16 protein-coding genes are annotated in these 16,594 nt (G+C 60.1%); 8 read left to right on the forward strand and 8 right to left on the reverse strand.

Translation table 11 applies throughout. The annotated features are described in order from the left end of the window. The first annotated feature begins 168 nt into the window (after window positions 1-168). Window positions 169-1,077, forward strand: coding sequence for an alpha/beta fold hydrolase (locus ACA057_RS13980; RefSeq protein WP_497349231.1), 909 nt, complete (start codon window positions 169-171; stop codon window positions 1,075-1,077). Window positions 1,078-1,183: 106 nt separating this feature from the next. Continuing rightward, window positions 1,184-2,104: a hypothetical protein gene (locus ACA057_RS13985; protein WP_497349233.1), complete on the forward strand. Its 921-nt coding sequence runs from the start codon at window positions 1,184-1,186 to the stop codon at window positions 2,102-2,104. A gap of 63 nt (window positions 2,105-2,167) precedes the next feature. Here ACA057_RS13985 and ACA057_RS13990 read toward each other — a convergent pair whose 3' ends face one another. Beyond that, a complete protein-coding gene (locus ACA057_RS13990; protein WP_497349235.1) occupies window positions 2,168-3,598 on the reverse strand; it encodes an MFS transporter in 1,431 nt (476 codons plus the stop codon). Between the two features lie 133 nt (window positions 3,599-3,731). Here ACA057_RS13990 and ACA057_RS13995 point away from each other — a divergent pair, with 133 nt between their 5' ends. Beyond that, window positions 3,732-4,625 carry a LysR family transcriptional regulator gene (locus tag ACA057_RS13995; protein WP_497349237.1) on the forward strand — a complete coding sequence of 298 codons (894 nt, stop codon included), beginning with the start codon at window positions 3,732-3,734 and terminating at the stop codon, window positions 4,623-4,625. Window positions 4,626-4,633: 8 nt separating this feature from the next. Here ACA057_RS13995 and ACA057_RS14000 read toward each other — a convergent pair whose 3' ends face one another. After that, window positions 4,634-4,903 carry a hypothetical protein gene (locus ACA057_RS14000; RefSeq protein ID WP_497349239.1) on the reverse strand — a complete coding sequence of 90 codons (270 nt, stop codon included), beginning with the start codon at window positions 4,901-4,903 and terminating at the stop codon, window positions 4,634-4,636. A 417-nt stretch (window positions 4,904-5,320) separates the two neighbouring features. Here ACA057_RS14000 and ACA057_RS14005 point away from each other — a divergent pair, with 417 nt between their 5' ends. Together ACA057_RS14005 and ACA057_RS14010 are read left to right on the forward strand one after the other, a co-directional pair. Further along, window positions 5,321-6,388 (forward strand): hypothetical protein, encoded by a 1,068-nt coding sequence (locus tag ACA057_RS14005; RefSeq protein ID WP_497349241.1) that lies wholly within the window; start codon window positions 5,321-5,323, stop codon window positions 6,386-6,388. Between the two features lie 16 nt (window positions 6,389-6,404). Next, window positions 6,405-6,758, forward strand: a complete 354-nt coding sequence (locus ACA057_RS14010) for a DUF1428 domain-containing protein (protein WP_497349243.1) — start codon at window positions 6,405-6,407, stop codon at window positions 6,756-6,758. A gap of 15 nt (window positions 6,759-6,773) precedes the next feature. On the opposite strand, the gene ACA057_RS14015 is transcribed toward ACA057_RS14010, so the two are convergent. Beyond that, complete coding sequence (locus ACA057_RS14015) at window positions 6,774-6,968, reverse strand: hypothetical protein (protein WP_401359055.1); 195 nt, start codon at window positions 6,966-6,968, stop codon at window positions 6,774-6,776. A gap of 60 nt (window positions 6,969-7,028) precedes the next feature. Between ACA057_RS14015 and thpR the strand changes: the two genes are divergently transcribed. Beyond that, entirely contained in the window at window positions 7,029-7,568 is a 540-nt protein-coding gene (gene thpR / locus ACA057_RS14020) for an RNA 2',3'-cyclic phosphodiesterase (protein ID WP_497349245.1), read from the forward strand. Between the two features lie 266 nt (window positions 7,569-7,834). Here thpR and ACA057_RS14025 read toward each other — a convergent pair whose 3' ends face one another. The 5 genes from ACA057_RS14025 to ACA057_RS14045 form a co-directional block, all read right to left on the reverse strand. After that, a complete protein-coding gene (locus tag ACA057_RS14025; protein WP_497349247.1) occupies window positions 7,835-8,932 on the reverse strand; it encodes a polyamine ABC transporter substrate-binding protein in 1,098 nt (365 codons plus the stop codon). 177 nt (window positions 8,933-9,109) lie between these two features. Beyond that, on the reverse strand, window positions 9,110-9,994 hold the full coding sequence (locus ACA057_RS14030) for an ABC transporter permease subunit (RefSeq protein ID WP_497349249.1): 885 nt from the start codon (window positions 9,992-9,994) through the stop codon (window positions 9,110-9,112). Beyond that, complete coding sequence (locus tag ACA057_RS14035) at window positions 9,991-10,872, reverse strand: ABC transporter permease subunit (protein ID WP_497349898.1); 882 nt, start codon at window positions 10,870-10,872, stop codon at window positions 9,991-9,993. Before ACA057_RS14035 ends, ACA057_RS14030 begins: the two co-directional genes overlap by 4 nt. Window positions 10,873-10,901: 29 nt before the next feature. After that, on the reverse strand, window positions 10,902-12,044 hold the full coding sequence (potA, locus tag ACA057_RS14040) for a polyamine ABC transporter ATP-binding protein (RefSeq protein WP_497349251.1): 1,143 nt from the start codon (window positions 12,042-12,044) through the stop codon (window positions 10,902-10,904). Between the two features lie 367 nt (window positions 12,045-12,411). Then, entirely contained in the window at window positions 12,412-13,173 is a 762-nt protein-coding gene (locus ACA057_RS14045; RefSeq protein WP_497349253.1) for a gamma-glutamyl-gamma-aminobutyrate hydrolase family protein, read from the reverse strand. Between the two features lie 280 nt (window positions 13,174-13,453). Here ACA057_RS14045 and ACA057_RS14050 point away from each other — a divergent pair, with 280 nt between their 5' ends. Both ACA057_RS14050 and ACA057_RS14055 read left to right on the forward strand, forming a co-directional pair. Beyond that, on the forward strand, window positions 13,454-14,830 hold the full coding sequence (locus ACA057_RS14050; protein WP_128869638.1) for a glutamine synthetase family protein: 1,377 nt from the start codon (window positions 13,454-13,456) through the stop codon (window positions 14,828-14,830). Window positions 14,831-15,053: 223 nt separating this feature from the next. Next, window positions 15,054-16,544: an aldehyde dehydrogenase gene (locus tag ACA057_RS14055; RefSeq protein ID WP_497349255.1), complete on the forward strand. Its 1,491-nt coding sequence runs from the start codon at window positions 15,054-15,056 to the stop codon at window positions 16,542-16,544. Window positions 16,545-16,594: the final 50 nt, after the last annotated feature.

The raw sequence follows: 16,594 nt of genomic DNA on the forward strand, positions 1-16,594 counted from the left end.
AGCCCGTTACGCTCGCGGTACAACGCAATAACTCGTCTGCGTTCTTGCAGACGGGGAAATCCCTGCTTAACTCTGAATCGCCGGTCTGACAGTGACTGACCGGTCACGGGAACCATCCGGGCACCCTTACGCTGTGCGTTCAGTCCAATTGGTTCAGGGAAGAAAGACATGATGCCGCAAACTGCGATTATCGAGATTTGCGAGAAGTACAAGGTTTATACCGAGCACTATCTCAACACCGCCGCTGACAAGACCATCATTCTGGTCAACGGCTCGCTGGCAACTACCGCGTCCTTTGCCCAAACGGTGCGCTACCTGCAACCACGATTCAACGTGGTTCTCTACGACCAGCCCTACGCCGGGCAGTCGAGACGGCACAACCTCCACGACCAGCCGATTCGAAAGGAAGACGAGGCGCAGATACTGCTGGAATTGATCGAGCACTTTTGCGTGGACCATGTGCTGTCCTTTTCCTGGGGCGGGGCGGCCACCTTGCTGGCGCTGGCTCAGCAGCCGCGACGGATCGAGAAGGCGGTGATCAGTTCATTCTCGGCGCGGATCAATACGCCGATGCGTGATTACCTGGAGCGCGGCCTGAACTATCTCCAGGCCTGCGATCGCCTGAATGTCGGGCGCTTGATCAACAGCACGATCGGCAAGCATCTGCCCTCGCTGTTCAAACGCTTCAATCACCGACATGTCAGCAGCCTGGCCGAGCACGAATACCGGCAGATGCATTTCCATGTCAATGAGGTGCTGACCCAGGACACCCACTGCTACGTCGCCTGTGCCGATGCCATCGAAATCCCGCTGCTGTTTGTCAACGGTGAGTGGGATGAGTACACCTCGGCGGAAGACGCTCGGCTGTTTGCCAAACATGCCCCGCAGTCCAGGTTTCATACGATCAAGAACACCGGGCACTTCCTCGATATGGAACACTCCGCGGCCTGGCACGACGCTCAGCACGCGTTGCTCGGGTTTCTGCAGCCGGCTTCGAGGATCGCGCGGCCGCTGGACAGCGGACAACGCTGCGTCGTCAGTGATCGTGATTACGGTTGCAGTGCGGCACAGGGTTAGCGCCTTCAATGACAAACTGATCCGTGTTTTTTCGCCGCACCTGCTTCTTTCGCTGCAACCGGCGTGCACCTACAGTCAGTGACGCCGCTTCACGGGATTTCAGGTCATGTACAGCTCGCTAGTCCTGCCGAGCAACGCTCGCCAGTTTCACGACCGGATCTATGCCGGCGAGATTATCCGTATCGACGCCTTGCAACCCATGGCGACGCTGGTGGAATACGCTCGCGGGTTTCTCGAAGACGCACTCAATCCCTGGCAGCCGCAACAGATCCATCGTCACTTGAACCACCGCGAGCAGACGGAACGCTTCGCCAAATGGCAGAACGATTTCGCCGGCTCAGCCGAGATTCAGCAGCGCTGGCGAGACGTCGTGGAAAGCCTTGGCATTGCCCCGGATGCCCTGGCGTGCGATCGCCTACATTTACGTTTTCAGCCCCATCGTGAACCCGAGCAGGTCGCGACCCGTGCCCGCACCACGGCGACCATCGCGTTTCATCGCGACACCTGGGGCTCGAACATCTATGCGCAAACCAACTGGTGGGCGCCGATCTATCCCATCACCACCGGGCGAACTTTTGCCTTGTACCCAGACCTGTGGCAACGGCCGCTGCTCAATTCCAGCGCCGATTTCGACATGCGCGCAATCCTCCAGCGATCCCATCGAGACGGGCGCAACGCGGTGGATGCCGACGAAGCCATCCCGCATCTGCTGGAAGCGGTTGCCGCACAGCAGGGGATTGCCGTTGATATCGCCCCGGGCAGTCTGCTGGCCTTTTCCGGGGCGCATGCCCATGCCGGCGTCGGCAATCACACCGGGCTGACGCGCGTCTCTTTCGAAACCCGCTCGATCCTGATCGAAGACCTGACTGCCGGATTGGGAGCACCCAATGTTGACGGACACGCGCCGTGGCAGACGCTCGGGCTGTTCCGCCGAATGAGCGATGCCAAGCGACTCAACGAGATCCTCGGTTGCGGATTCATCGAGCCCTATCGGAACCGCGTCGGTATAGCCTCTTCAAACGGATAAAGTGAAAACCGATCCCGATTTTCATCAAGAATAGCGAAGCGTGAGAGAGCGCCGTCCGCTGAATCATGCAACCTCGGCAGAACCCGAACGAACACGGCTGCCCATCGCGATGGCCAGTGCGGCGGCGATCAGCACCAGCGCGACGGCAAACGTGATCCGCATACCGCCGGAGACCACTTCCGGCCGCGCGATGCTGATGTCGGCTGCTGCCGAGGCGAGCGCGAACACCGCGCCCATGGCCGAGGCTCCGGTGATCAGGCCCAGGTTTCGCGACAGGTTGAGTAGACCGGAGATAACACCACGCTGGTCAGGCGCAACCTCGGCCATGACCGCCGTGTTGTTGGCGGTCTGGAACACGGCATAGCCGAGGGTGATCACGACCATCGGGGCGATGTAGCCTGCGATGCCGAAGGTCAGCGGTAGCAGCGCAAGCGTCAGGCAACCGATCGCCATTGCGCTGAGCCCAACGAGGGTCATGCGCGGGGCACCAAAACGGTCAGCGATGCGCCCGGCGGGCACACTCGTCAGCGCCGCGACAAACGGCCCGACTGACAACACCAGCCCGACCCCGACGGCCTCCAGCCCGAGCGCCTGGGACAGATAAAAGGGCCCGACCACCAATGTCGCCATCATCACGGTTGCGACGAGCGTGCTCATGGCCAGGCTGCCACTCAACACCGGGTCGCGGAACATGGCCAGGCGAATCAGCGGTGAGGCCACTCGCGCCTCAGTCATCAGAAACAGTCCAAGGCCAGACAACGCCGTCATCAGCAGAGCAATGTTGAGCCAGCCGAAACTGCCTCGCCCCAGGGTCATGGCCAGCGCATACGCCGCCAGTGTCAGTGCCAGCAGCAGCGTGCCCACGGGGTCGAAACCGGTTCGCGCAGCCTTGGGTTTCTGCCGGTCGGCGGGCAGATAGCGATGTGCAAGCACCAACGTCAACAAGCCCAACGGCACCGTGATCAGGAAGATCGCACGCCAGCCATAGCCGTCGATCAGCAGGCCGCCAAGTGACGGCCCCATCGCGGTGCCAATCGCTGACATCGTGCCCAGCAACCCCATGGCGCTACCGGTTTTTGCCTTAGCAACGGTCTCGCCGACAAACGCCAGGGTCAGCGCCATCATGATGGCTGCGCCGAGGCCTTGCAGCGCCCGGGCGGCGATCAGCAGCGGCAGGGAAGGGGCAAAGCCGCTCAGCGCCGAGGCCAGGGTAAACACGCCGATACCGATCAATAGCAACCGCCGACGGCCAGTGAGGTCGCCGAGTCGGCCGACGCTGACGATCAGCGTGGTGATGGCCAGGAGATAGGCGATGACAACCCACTGCACGTGTTGGAAAGAGGCGCCGAACACCTGCGCGAATGTTGGCAAACCCACGTTGGCGATGCTGGTGCCGAGCGAGGACAGCAGCATCGACAGCGCAAGGCTGGTCAGGGCCCAGCGAACCGAGGGTGTGGGTGGCGCGTTGTCCGCTACTGCAAGGGTCGGTTTCATCCTGTCTCTCTTTGTCTGGCAACTCGCGAAGTGGAGCTATCAGGAATCTACGCTCGGGCCTAACATGGCGGAAGACGCACCCTTTGCATTGTATTCGTGCATTAAACGCCTCATCCCATTTGCGGAGCGCTGCATGTCCACGCCCGATCTGAACCTGCTGGTCACCCTTGATGTGCTGCTCGCCGAAGGCAGCGTGGCGCGCGCCGCCAAGCGCTTGCGGCTGAGTCCGTCGGCGATGAGTCGGGCGTTGGCGCGATTGCGCGAGACAACCGGTGATCCGTTACTCGTCAGGGCAGGGCGAGGGCTCGTGGCCACGCCGCGAGCGGTTGAACTGCGCGAGCGGGTCAGTCAGTTGGTACAGGAGGCCGAAGCGGTGCTGCGCCCAGCTGAACAACCGGACCTTTCGCAGTTGGTCCGAACCTTCACGCTGCGCACCAGTGAAGGCTTCGTGGAAAATTTTGGCGCACCGCTGATCGCGCGTATCGCCGAACACGCCCCAGGCGTTCGTCTGCGCTTCATGCACAAACCGGACAAGGACAGCACGTTGCTTCGCGACGGAACGGTCGATCTGGAGACTGGCGTGGTGGGCAAAAGCACTAGCCCGGAGTTGCGTACCCAGGGCTTGTTCCGGGACCGTTTCATCGGGGTCGTACGCATCGGTCATCCACTGAGCGACGGCGAAATCACGCCCGCCCGTTATGCAGCGGGCGGTCACATCAGTGTGTCCCGGCGAGGGCTCGACAAGGGGCCGATCGATGAAGCGCTTGAACCGCTGGAACGTCGGATAGTGACCATCGTCGCAGGCTTCTCGACCGCGTTGGCGCTCGCCCGAGCCACCGACCTGATCGCCAGTGTGCCAGAGCGGCATACCGAAAGCCTTCGAGCCGGCATGCACAGTTTTGCGCTGCCGTTTGCTATGCCAATGTTCACCGTTGCGATGTTATGGCACCCGCGAATGGAGGCCGATCCGGCGCACAGATGGCTGCGTAGTTGTGTGCGTGATGTCTGTGCGTTGCAAGATGACTAGCGTGATAGCTAAAAGGTGAACTGACGCGCTGAACGTGGCGAAGCGTGTGCCACTTCCATTTCCAGCAGGTGTTCGACCAGCACATCGTTCAAAAAGCGGAATTGATCGTTCAAACCCACCACTTCGTTGTTGAAATGATGGCCGGCGGCAGGGATCAGCAACGCTTCGAAGTTCTTGTCGAACACCAATGCGAACACTTTGCGCGGCACGGCTTCTTGCGCGTAGAAGTTGTTGCCAAATACCGGAAAACTCACGGCCAGGGTGACGGAGTGGATCATGACATGCGCTCCTCAGTCAGGACGTACCAGGAAAAAATGCTCAGTGTGAAAGCGGTCAGGGCCAGGCAGGTGAGGAGATGGATGATCATGATGTGCCCCTCCGATGTGGGGTTTTCCGTTGGGTTGAGATTGATCCTACGCTGACGGTTATTGAGCGGAAGGCATTCGCGGCGATGGTGAATATCGATGGAAGTGATGGTCAGAACTTCGCTGCCTGACCCGGCCTCATCGCGAGCAGGCTCGCTCCCACATTTAACTGTGGTGAACTCGAAACTGTGGGAGCGAGCCTGCTCGCGATGGCGGCCGAAAGAACACCACCAACCCAAGCGAACAAACGCCCGCACCTATACTCAAATCAATAGGTCTCTCTTGAACACCGGACATTTCGTCCGAAATCGACTGTAGGAAGCCGCGATCTTGAACGTGCGTTCGCTGATCGTCGCCGTGCTGGTGGTCTTGGCGGGATGCGTCACGCCTGCGCCTGCCCCGGTGGAAGTGGCGCCCGTGGTGATTTCCCAGAGCACCTGGCAGCAGGTGGATCGGGAAATTGTCGCGGCGTCGCAATCGGCCACCGAGCAGACCCGAATCTACTCGCGTGGCGCCATGGATTACTGGCGTACGCGGGTCTATCAACTGACCGAAGAGAACTTCATTCCATGGTTCAGTAGCTACTGGACCCAGGAATGGCTGTCGATGAAGGTCAGCTGGTACACCCTTAGCGCCAAGGGCGAGCAGGATGCGTCGGCCAAGCGACTGGCGGCCTATCTGCTGGAGCAATACCAGGAGCGCGTGCTTGCGCCGGTCGCGGTAGAGATCGATCCCGACGCGATTCTCGGCCTGGCCACGGCGTTCTACGTCGACATCCTCCAGGAAGAACTGCGGAAAATCTCCCAGCGCCACGGCGTGCCGATGGCTCAGCTCAACGGTCGAATCCAGAAAATCCCCGCCATTGCACTGGGCCCGCCACCGGCCCGTGATGCCTCGCTGTATCAGGTCGTGCACACCCAGCCGCTGAACACACTGCCGGCCTATGCGGCGTTGATCGACAAGATTCACAAGGCGGGTGGCGACAAGGGTGTTGATTCGACCGACACCGCCATGGCGCCGGTGGCCAAGCGTGCCAGTCAGCGGATGGAAGCCGAAATGGTCCCGCGCGGTGCGGCCAGTGCCGTGGCCGCTGCCGCGGGCAAATTGGCCGGGGGCTTGATTTCCGTGGGGGTGGCGGGGATTCGCGCGATCATCCAGGCCAACGACCGGCCGGACAGCGAGGCGCTGATTCGCAGCAGCCTGGGCAATACGTTCGACAAGGCCTGGATGAAACTGGTGCAAAACCCGACGACTGGCGTGATGGCCGGCACGCTGTACATGGCGGGGCAGATCGAAGGCAATCTGGCGGGGAGTGCCGAGATACCGTCGGTCAGTTCGAGCAGCGGAGCGGTCGATTGGAGCCCGACCGAATCGACTAGCCAGCAGAACGCCCCATAACCGAAGGAGAACGACCATGTCCTATGTAGATGGTTTTGTTATTGCCGTGCCCACCGCTAATCGCGAACAGTTCAAGCAACATGCCGAGTCCGCCGCTGCCGTGTTCATGGAGTACGGTGCGCTCAGCCTCGCCGAGTGCTGGGGTGACGACGTGCCTGATGGCAAGGTGACGTCGTTTCCCATGGCGGTGAAACTCAAGGAAGACGAAACCGTGGTGTTCTCCTGGATCATCTGGCCCGATAAGGCCACCCGTGATGCCGGGATGGAAAAGGTCATGTCCGATCCGCGTATTCAACCGGACATGAATGCGATGCCGTTCGATGGCCAGCGGATGATCTTTGGCGGTTTCGACATGATCGTGAAGGCTTGAAAACCGACCGCAGGATCACTCCGGCGACGGGGTGATCCTGCAACTCTTGCGATTGCGAATCTCGTGGTCCGTCGGTCGCTCTTTTACGAACTCGAAGCGCGGCTCACCTTCGCTGTAATGCACCAGCCAGCCCCATTCCAGCTCGAACTCGTCCTGACCGGGCTTCGGCGGCACGGCCCACCACGGCTCTTTGCTGATGATTTGTCGCATGGCCCCCTCCCGTTGTGTGGTCTGCATGAACTATAACTGGCTTGTCAGGAGGTGCCAGGAATGAGCGACGAATCCCATGAGCCGCTGAAACGGCTGTTTTTTGCGTTGGGCTGCGCGCCTGCACAGCGCCGGGCCATTGCCCAATGGCGTAGTGAATTGCAGCTGCGCAGCGGACGCCCGGTGCCGGCGGAAAACTTTCATCTGACGTTGTTGTTTTTGGGTGCTGTCGAAGTGGCGAAGATTGCTGACATCTGCACAGCGGCGGCGAATGTTTGCACGCCCGGCGTGGCCTTGACCCTGGTGCTTGATCGATTGGACGTCTGGCGCAAGTCGGGAGTTTTGCTGCTGGTGCCGGAGCAGGCGCCGCCGGAATTGCTGCGACTGGTGTATGCGCTGGAGCAGGCCATGCTGCCGTTCAGGTCTGAGGATTCGCCCAAGGAATTCCGCCCGCACCTGACCTTGATGCGCGACTATCGGGCGCCGGTGCCTGAATCCGCTGCACCCCCGGAGTTTTTCCTGCGCGCCGATCACTTCACCCTGTTCGAGTCCCATAAGGGCCGTTATCGGGCGCTCGCTGAATGGCCGCTGGTTTCGTCGTAAACCAAAATAAAAAAAGGCGCCTAAGGGCGCCCAAATTCACCTTAACCGAGGAAGCCAGGTGAAGCCGTTCTACTGAGAGGAGTGCAGCGGTGGTAAGGCGCTGCGTGAACGGAAAACGGTAAGCGGCCAGCATTGATGTTGAATCTTATGGCCTCATCGCGGGCAAGCCCGCTCCCACAGTGGTCTGGTGTGGAACGCCGAGTTGTGTACGACGCGGATCCCTGTGGGAGCGGGCTTGCCCGCGATGGCGATTTCAGATTCAGCAATTATTTCCCGAGCTTGACCCGCGTCCAGCCCCGGGTCATCACGCGCTGAACACCAATCGGCAAGTCAGGAATCGCATACAACGTCGCCATTACCGCTTGCGGCGGGTACGAGCCCGGATCATCGCGAATCGCTTCATCCACCAACGGCGTGGCCGCCGAGTTGGCGTTGCTGTAGCCGATGTTGTTGGTGATCTCGGCGATGATGTCCGGACGCATCAGGAAGTTCATGAACAGGTAAGCGTTCTCGACGTTGGCGGCATCACGCGGGATGGCGACCATGTCATAAAAACTGCCGGCACCTTCTTTCGGAATGCTGTAGTCGATCTTCACCGTGTCGCCGGCTTCCTTGGCGCGGGCCTTGGCTTGCAGCACGTCGCCGGAGTAACCGACCGCCACGCAGATGTTGCCGTTGGCCAAATCGGAGATGTACTTCGACGAATGGAAATACGCCACCGAAGGACGAATCTTCATGAACAGCGCTTCGGCCTCGGCGATTTGCTGCGGGTCCTTGGAGTTCACCGGGTAGCCCAGGTAGTGCAGGGCGGCCGGGAGCATTTCCGTCGGCGAATCGAGGAAACTGATGCCACAGGCTTTCAGCTTCTCGGCGTTTTCCGATTTGAACAGCAAGTCCCAGGAGTTGGTTGGTGCGTTGGCGCCCAACACTTCCTTGACCTTGTCCGGGTTGAAACCGATGCCGATCGAGCCCCACATGTACGGGAAGGCATGCGCGTTATCCGGGTCGCTGGCAGAGGCGTTTTTCAACAGGACCGGGTTGAGGTTTTTCCAGTTCGTCAGCTTCGACTTGTCCAGTTCCTGATAGACGCCGGCCTTGATCTGCTTGGCCAGGAAACTGTTGGACGGCACGACGATGTCGTAGCCGGATTTGCCCGCGAGCAGGCGTGCCTCAAGGGTTTCATTGCTGTCGAACACATCGTAGGTCACGCGGATGCCGGTCTCGTCTTCGAACTTCTTGACGGTGTCCGGGGCGATGTAATCCGACCAGTTGTAGACGCGCAGTACCTTGTCATTGGCCTGGGCGCCGGTGGCGATCGCGCCCAATAAGGACAGTGTCAGCAGAGTCCTGCCAAACATTTTCATCGGTACAACTCCATTTCTTTTTTTATTCAAAATCACACAGCAAACATCTGTGTCGAGAGCGCTCCCTGTGTAGGAGCGAGCCTGCTCGCGAAAAACTCAAGGACGCCGCGTTGAGTCAGGTAGCCCACGTCATCGTTAACGTCCATCGCGAGCAGGCTCGCTCCTACAGGGGCGGCATCAGGCGGTGGCTCCAGCCATTTGCTTTTTAGGTTGCTGCCAGGATTCGCTGGCGGTCTGGTCCATCGCTTCCTGGATCGCCCGTTTGCGGGTGGCTTCGGCACGACGGCTGAAGTACCAGACCATGAAGGTCACGATCGATACCGCCAACAGAATCAGGCTGGCCACGGCGTTGATCTCAGGCTTCACACCCAGACGTACCGCCGAGAACACTTCCATCGGCAGGGTCGTCGACCCCGGGCCCGATACGAAGCTGGCCAACACCAAGTCATCCAGTGACAAGGCAAACGACATCATGCCGCCGGCCGCCAGAGACGGCGCAATCATCGGAATGGTGATCAGGAAAAACACCTTGAACGGTTTCGCACCCAGGTCCATGGCCGCTTCTTCGATTGACAGGTCCAGCTCACGAAGGCGCGCGGAGACGACCACCGCCACATAAGCGGCACAAAACGTGGTATGGGCGATCCAGATGGTGACGATGCCACGCTCCATCGGCCAGCCGATCAACTGCGCCATCGCCACGAACAGCAGCAACAGCGACAGACCGGTGATCACTTCCGGCATCACCAATGGCGCGGTCACCAGGCCACCGAACAGCGTGCGGCCCTTGAAGCGCGTGACGCGAGTCAGCACAAACGCCGCCAAGGTGCCCAATGCCACCGCAGCAATCGCGGTGTAGCAGGCGATTTCCAGCGAGCGCACCACCGAGCCCATCAGTTGCGTGTTGTCGAGCAAACCGGCGTACCACTTGAACGACCAGCCACCCCACACCGTCACCAGTTTGGAGGCGTTGAACGAGTAGATCACCAGAATCAACATCGGCAAGTAGATAAACGACAAGCCGAAAATCAGCATGAACTTTGAAAATCCGAAGCGTTTCATCCCCGTGCCTCCATCTCTTTGGCCTGGCTGCGGTTAAACAGCAGAATCGGCACAATCAGGATCAACAGCATCACCACCGCCAGGGCAGACGCCACCGGCCAGTCGCGGTTGTTGAAGAACTCTTGCCACAACACGCGGCCGATCATCAGGGTCTCAGGGCCGCCCAGCAGTTCCGGAATCACGAACTCACCGACCACTGGAATGAACACCAACATGCAGCCGGCAATGATGCCGTTCTTGGCCAGCGGCACGGTGATTTTCCAGAAGTTGTTGAAGTTGCTCGAACCCAGGTCCGACGCGGCTTCCAGCAGGCTGTGATCATGCTTGACCAGGTTGGCGTACAGCGGCAACACCATGAACGGCAAGTAGGCGTAAACCACGCCGATGTACACGGCCGTGTTGGTGTTGAGGATCTCGATCGGGTGATCGGTCAGCCCGGTCCACATCAGGAAACCGTTGAGCAATCCGTTGTTGCTGAGGATGCCCATCCACGCATAGACGCGGATCAGGATCGCAGTCCAGGTCGGCATCATGATCAACAGCAGGAGAACGTTTTGCGTTTCCTTGTTCGCCTTGGTGATCGCGTAGGCCATCGGGAAACCGATCACCAGGCACATCAGCGTGCTTAAAAACGCCACCTTCAACGAGCCGAAGTACGCCGAGATGTACAACTCATCCTGAGTCAGCAACGAGTAGTTGCCGAGGTTCAGCAGCAGCTGGAATTTCTGCTCGGCGAAGGTGTAGATCTCTGAGTAAGGCGGAATGGCCAGGGCCGCTTCCGAGAAGCTGATCTTCATCACCAGGAAAAACGGCAACATGAAGAACAGGAACAGCCACAGGAACGGAATCCCGATGACGAGCTTTCGACCACTCGGCATCAGCCGCATAAACCGCTGATTGAGTGTTTTCATGAGCGCAGTACCACGCCGCTGTCGTCTTCCCACCACACGTAGACTTTGTCGTCCCAGGTTGGGCGCGCGCCACGGCGTTCGGCGTTGGCCATGAACGACTGCACGACTTTGCCGCCAGGCAATTCCACGTAGAACACCGAGTGCCCGCCGAGGTAGGCGATGTCATGCACCTTGCCGCTGGACCAGTTGTAGCGCGAGTCGGGTTGGGTGGTGCTGACCAGCAGTTTTTCCGGGCGGATCGCGTAGGTGATCGACTTGTCCTGCACCGACGTGCTGACGCCGTGACCGACGTAAATCTTCTGCTCCAGGTCCGGGCTGTGAATGATCGCGTGACCTTCCAGGTCCTCGACCACGGTGCCGTCGAAGGCGTTCACGTTACCGATGAATTCGCAGACCATGCGGCTGACCGGTGCTTCATAAATGTCGACCGGGCTGCCGATCTGGGCGATCCAGCCGAGGTGCATGATGGCGATGCGTTGGGCCATGGTCATGGCCTCTTCCTGGTCGTGGGTCACCATCACGCAGGTCACGCCAACCCGCTCGATGATCTCCACCAACTCCAGTTGCATCTGCGAGCGCAGCTTTTTATCCAGCGCGCCCATCGGTTCGTCGAGCAACAGCAGCTTCGGACGCTTGGCCAGGGAACGGGCGAGGGCGACGCGCTGACGCTGGCCGCCGGACAACTGATGCGGTTTGCGTTTGGCGTATTGGGTCATGTGCACCAGGCGCAGCATCTCTTCGACGCGGGCGTCGATTTCGCTGGAGGACAAACGATCCTGCTTCAGGCCGAAGGCAATGTTCTGCGCCACCGTCATGTGCGGGAACAGCGCGTAGGACTGGAACATCATGTTGATCGGCCGCTCGTAGGGCGGCATGTCGGTGATGTCGACACCGTCGAGCAGAATCCGGCCTTCGGTCGGGCGCTCGAAGCCTGCGAGCATGCGCAGCAGGGTCGATTTGCCGGAACCGGAACCGCCGAGCAGGGCGAAGATTTCGCCTTGATGGATTTCCAGGGACACATCGTCCACGGCGGTGGTTTCGTCGAATTTCTTGGTGACGCGGTCGACTTTCACCAGCACCTTTTTCGGTGACTGGTGACCTTCAAGAGCCTTCCTGTAGATGCTGGAGGCGTTTGCCATGTGAAACTCCCAACAGGTTTCAGTCGTCGGGCCAACGCGGCCTGACTTAATAGTGGATTGCAAGCCCGGGCGTGCGGTGCCAGTCAATCAAAGCGCTGACCCCTGTGGGAGCGGGCTTGCCCGCGATGACGGTGTGTCAGTCGAAATCTTCGTTACCTGATACACCGCTTTCGCGGGCAAGCCCGCTCCCACAGGGATTTGCGCATACTTCACTGGCATCGCCCGGTTCGGGCTTATTCGGCACCGCCGTCCTGGCTGCCTGTTCGTACTTGTTGTTATTGCGGTTCATCTAATACGTGAGTGACCGACGCGCAAAGGCACGCCCGCCTGACTCACGGGGCAGTAAATTGATTAATCGAGTGCTGAGTCAGCGCGGGTTACGCAGCGCCGCCCGTTGCCGGCACGCCTCGCCAAACGCCTGGAAAATACTCAAGTAGGGGGGATTCGAAAGCACCTGCCATTCCGGGTGCCATTGCACGCCGAGGGCGAAGGCTTTGCTGTGCTCGACCGAAATCGCTTCGATCAAACCGTCCGGCGCCACCGCTTCGGCGCGCAGGCCGGGCGCGAGTCGGTCGATGCCCTGGCTGTGAATCGAATTGACCTGGAACACCGGCGGCAGATCCAGCGCTTCAAACACACCACCCGGTTGCACAGCGACCGCATGGGCCGGTGCGTACTGCACCGCCAACTCCGGACTGTCCGCTTCGCGGTGATCGAGCATCCCCGGAATTTCGTGAACCCTCTGATGCAGGCTGCCACCGAACGCCACGTTCATTTCCTGAAAACCGCGGCAGATGCCCAGCACCGGAACGCCCGCCGCAATGGCTGCACGCAATAAAGGAAGGGTGGTGGCATCCCGCGCCGGATCGTGATCCGTACCGGGAGCGCTGTCCGGGCCTTGATAGTGGAAGGGTTCCACATTCGAGGGAGAGCCGGTCAGCAACAGACCGTCGAGCTGCGCGAGCAGGTCCTCGATTTCGGTCAGGTCGCCTAAGGAAGGAATGACCACGGGCAACCCCAGCGCCGCGACGCTGACAGCACGCAAGTACTTGTCGCCGCTGATGTGGTAGGGGTGCAGGCCAATCTGTTTGACGCACGCTGTAACGCCGATCAATGGCTTGAATGCCATTTTTATCACCTCGAAGTTTCACACTTGAACGAGCTTTTCCGGAGCTTAGCCTTGTTGATTTTAATTAACAACTCTCATGTAAAAAATTCTAAACGCCGCACGTCTGATCTTCAGCATTTACGCGGTACGCAAGACTAATCTGGCACTCTCGTGCCCAAAAAAGGCCCGAAAATAAAGGATGAGAGGCCAGGTGTTCGCTATTGACTTCACTTGGCCGTTCGGGTTGACTGGGCTCGCAACAAGGTAGTGAACATAATAATTAACAGCTAATAGGTGCAAAATGTCGGTCCCTCTGCGTACCGTTCAACTCAACGAAGCAAACGCATTCCTTAAGAAATATCCTGAGGTTTTGTACGTCGACCTTCTGATTGCGGATATGAACGGTGTGGTGCGCGGCAAGCGCATCGAGCGCACCAGTCTTCATAAGGTTTACGAAAAAGGCATCAACCTCCCGGCGTCTCTCTTTGCTCTGGACATCAACGGCTCTACGGTGGAAAGCACCGGCCTGGGTCTGGACATCGGCGACTCAGACCGAATCTGCTTCCCCATCCCGGATACGCTCAGCATCGAACCCTGGCAGAAGCGCCCGACCGCGCAACTGTTAATGACCATGCACGAACTCGAAGGCCAGCCGTTCTTCGCTGACCCTCGCGAAGTGCTGCGTCAGGTGGTGAGCAAGTTCGACGCAATGGGCCTGACCATCTGCGCGGCGTTCGAGCTCGAGTTCTACCTGATCGACCAGGACAACGTGAACGGCCGTCCGCAATCGCCACGTTCGCCGGTCTCCGGCAAGCGTCCGATCTCGACCCAGGTGTATTTGATCGACGACCTCGACGAATACGTCGATTGCCTGCAAGACATCCTCGAAGGCGCGAAAGAGCAGGGCATCCCTGCCGACGCCATCGTCAAGGAAAGCGCCCCGGCGCAGTTCGAAGTGAACCTGCATCACGTCAACGACCCGATCAAGGCCTGCGACTACGCGGTGTTGCTCAAGCGTCTGGTGAAGAACATCGCCTACGACCACGAGATGGACACCACGTTTATGGCCAAGCCGTATCCGGGCCAGGCGGGTAACGGGTTGCACGTACACATTTCGATTCTCGACAAAGAAGGCAACAACATCTTTGCCAGCGAGGATCCCGAGCAGAACGCCGCACTGCGTCACGCGATCGGCGGTGTGCTCGAGACCCTGCCGGCGCAGATGGCTTTCCTGTGCCCGAACGTCAACTCGTACCGTCGCTTCGGCGCGCAGTTTTATGTGCCGAACTCGCCGAGCTGGGGCATCGACAACCGTACCGTTGCGGTCCGTGTGCCCACCGGTTCGCCGGACTCGGTGCGCATCGAACACCGTGTAGCCGGCGCCGATGCCAACCCGTACCTGCTGATGGCGTCGGTCCTGGCCGGTATTCACCACGGCCTGACCAACGAAATCGAACCGGGCGCACCGGTCGAAGGCAACAGCTACGAGCAAAACGAGCAGAGCCTGCCGAACAACCTGCGCGATGCACTGCGCGAGCTGGACGACAGCGAAGTCATGTCTCGCTACATCGACCCGATGTACATCGACGTGTTCGTGGCGTGCAAGGAAAGCGAGCTGGCCGAGTTCGAGAACTCCATCTCCGACCTTGAGTACAACTGGTACCTGCACACGGTTTGATGGCTATTACCCGGCAGTTATGGGTCATGGGGTGCACACGAAACAGGTGTGCACCTCCCATCCCTGTGGGAGCGGGCTTGCCCGCGATGACGGCAGCACATCCAACATTGATTTTGCCTGACACACCGCTATCGCGGGCAAGCCCGCTCCCACAGGGGGTGGCGGTGTTCGCTGGTTGGCTTCAATCCGACAACTACTTATTCCTCTGCGTCGAGTCACAACAATGACAAACACTCGCAGCGACTGGGAACAACGCTTCCAGTCCCTAACACTAGAAGGCCGGGCATTCATCGACGGCCACTACTGCGCAGCCCTCAGCGGCGCAACCTTCGAATGCATCAGCCCGGTCGACGGCCGCTTCCTGGCCAACGTCGCCAGCACCGATGAAGCCGACGCCGACGCGGCCGTCGCCGTCGCGCGCCGCACCTTCGAATCCGGCATCTGGGCCAATCTGGCCCCGGCCGAGCGCAAGCGCATCCTGATTTGCTTCGCCGACCTGATCCTGGCCAACCAGGAAGAACTCGCCCTGCTCGAAACCCTCGACATGGGCAAGCCGATCAACGACTCGATGAACATCGACATCCCGGCGACCGCCAACGCGATCCGCTGGAGCGCCGAAGCCATCGACAAGATCTACGACGAAGTCGCCGCCACCCCGCACGACCAACTCGGCCTGATCACCCGCGAACCTGCCGGTGTGGTCGCCGCCATCGTGCCGTGGAACTTCCCGCTGATCATGGCCAGCTGGAAGTTCGCCCCAGCCCTCGCGGCCGGCAACTCGTTCATCCTCAAGCCGTCGGAAAAGTCGCCACTGACTGCCATCCGCATCGCCCAACTGGCGCTGGATGCTGGCATCCCTAAAGGCGTGTTCAACGTCCTGCCGGGCTTCGGTCACACCGTCGGCAAGGCGCTGGCGCTGCACATGGACGTCGACGTGCTGGCCTTCACCGGTTCGACCGCGATTGCCAAGCAACTGCTGATCTATTCCGGCCAAAGCAACATGAAACGCGTCTGGCTCGAAGCCGGCGGCAAGAGCCCGAACGTGGTGTTCGCCGACGCGCCGGATTTGCGCGCGGCAGCACAAGCGGCGGCCGGTGCGATTGCCTTCAACCAGGGCGAAGTCTGCACCGCAGGCTCGCGTTTGCTGGTCGAGCGTTCGATTCGTGAGCAGTTCATTCCGCTGCTGGTGGAAGCCTTGCAGGCCTGGAAACCGGGGCACGCCCTCGATCCAGAAACCACCGTCGGCGCCGTCGTCGATCAGCGCCAACTGGACAACGTGCTGCGCTACATCCAGGTCGGTAAAGACCAGGGCGCACAACTGATCGCTGGCGGCAGCCGCACCCTCGAAGCCACCGGCGGCCTGTACGTGGAACCGGCGATTTTCGACGGCGTGACCAACGCCATGACCATCGCCCAGGAAGAAATCTTCGGCCCGGTGTTGTCGCTGATCACCTTCGACACCGCTGAAGAAGCCCTGGCTATCGCCAACGACAGCATCTTCGGCCTGGCCGCCGGCGTCTGGACCAGCAACCTGAGCAAGGCCCACACCTTCGCTCGCGGTTTGCGCGCCGGCAGCGTCTGGGTCAACCAGTACGACGGCGGCGACATGACCGCGCCGTTCGGCGGGTACAAGCAGTCGGGTAACGGTCGGGACAAATCGCTGCACGCGTTCGACAAATACACCGAACTCAAAGCGACCTGGATCAAGCTCTGACACCTCTACAACGGCGGCCGCCGAATCGAATCGGCGGCCATCGGAGAAAC

The organism is Pseudomonas sp. LBUM1661 (assembly GCF_059695925.1).

Coding starts and splice junctions, on each gene's coding strand:
- ACA057_RS13980 (WP_497349231.1), top strand. CDS start 169: ATGATGCCGCAAACTGCGATTATCGAGATTTGCGAGAAGTACAAGGTT.
- ACA057_RS13985 (WP_497349233.1), top strand. CDS start 1,184: ATGTACAGCTCGCTAGTCCTGCCGAGCAACGCTCGCCAGTTTCACGAC.
- ACA057_RS13990 (WP_497349235.1), bottom strand. CDS start 3,598: ATGAAACCGACCCTTGCAGTAGCGGACAACGCGCCACCCACACCCTCG.
- ACA057_RS13995 (WP_497349237.1), top strand. CDS start 3,732: ATGTCCACGCCCGATCTGAACCTGCTGGTCACCCTTGATGTGCTGCTC.
- ACA057_RS14000 (WP_497349239.1), bottom strand. CDS start 4,903: ATGATCCACTCCGTCACCCTGGCCGTGAGTTTTCCGGTATTTGGCAAC.
- ACA057_RS14010 (WP_497349243.1), top strand. CDS start 6,405: ATGTCCTATGTAGATGGTTTTGTTATTGCCGTGCCCACCGCTAATCGC.
- ACA057_RS14015 (WP_401359055.1), bottom strand. CDS start 6,968: ATGCGACAAATCATCAGCAAAGAGCCGTGGTGGGCCGTGCCGCCGAAG.
- thpR (WP_497349245.1), top strand. CDS start 7,029: ATGAGCGACGAATCCCATGAGCCGCTGAAACGGCTGTTTTTTGCGTTG.
- ACA057_RS14025 (WP_497349247.1), bottom strand. CDS start 8,932: ATGAAAATGTTTGGCAGGACTCTGCTGACACTGTCCTTATTGGGCGCG.
- ACA057_RS14030 (WP_497349249.1), bottom strand. CDS start 9,994: ATGAAACGCTTCGGATTTTCAAAGTTCATGCTGATTTTCGGCTTGTCG.
- ACA057_RS14035 (WP_497349898.1), bottom strand. CDS start 10,872: ATGCCGAGTGGTCGAAAGCTCGTCATCGGGATTCCGTTCCTGTGGCTG.
- potA (WP_497349251.1), bottom strand. CDS start 12,044: ATGGCAAACGCCTCCAGCATCTACAGGAAGGCTCTTGAAGGTCACCAG.
- ACA057_RS14045 (WP_497349253.1), bottom strand. CDS start 13,173: ATGGCATTCAAGCCATTGATCGGCGTTACAGCGTGCGTCAAACAGATT.
- ACA057_RS14050 (WP_128869638.1), top strand. CDS start 13,454: ATGTCGGTCCCTCTGCGTACCGTTCAACTCAACGAAGCAAACGCATTC.
- ACA057_RS14055 (WP_497349255.1), top strand. CDS start 15,054: ATGACAAACACTCGCAGCGACTGGGAACAACGCTTCCAGTCCCTAACA.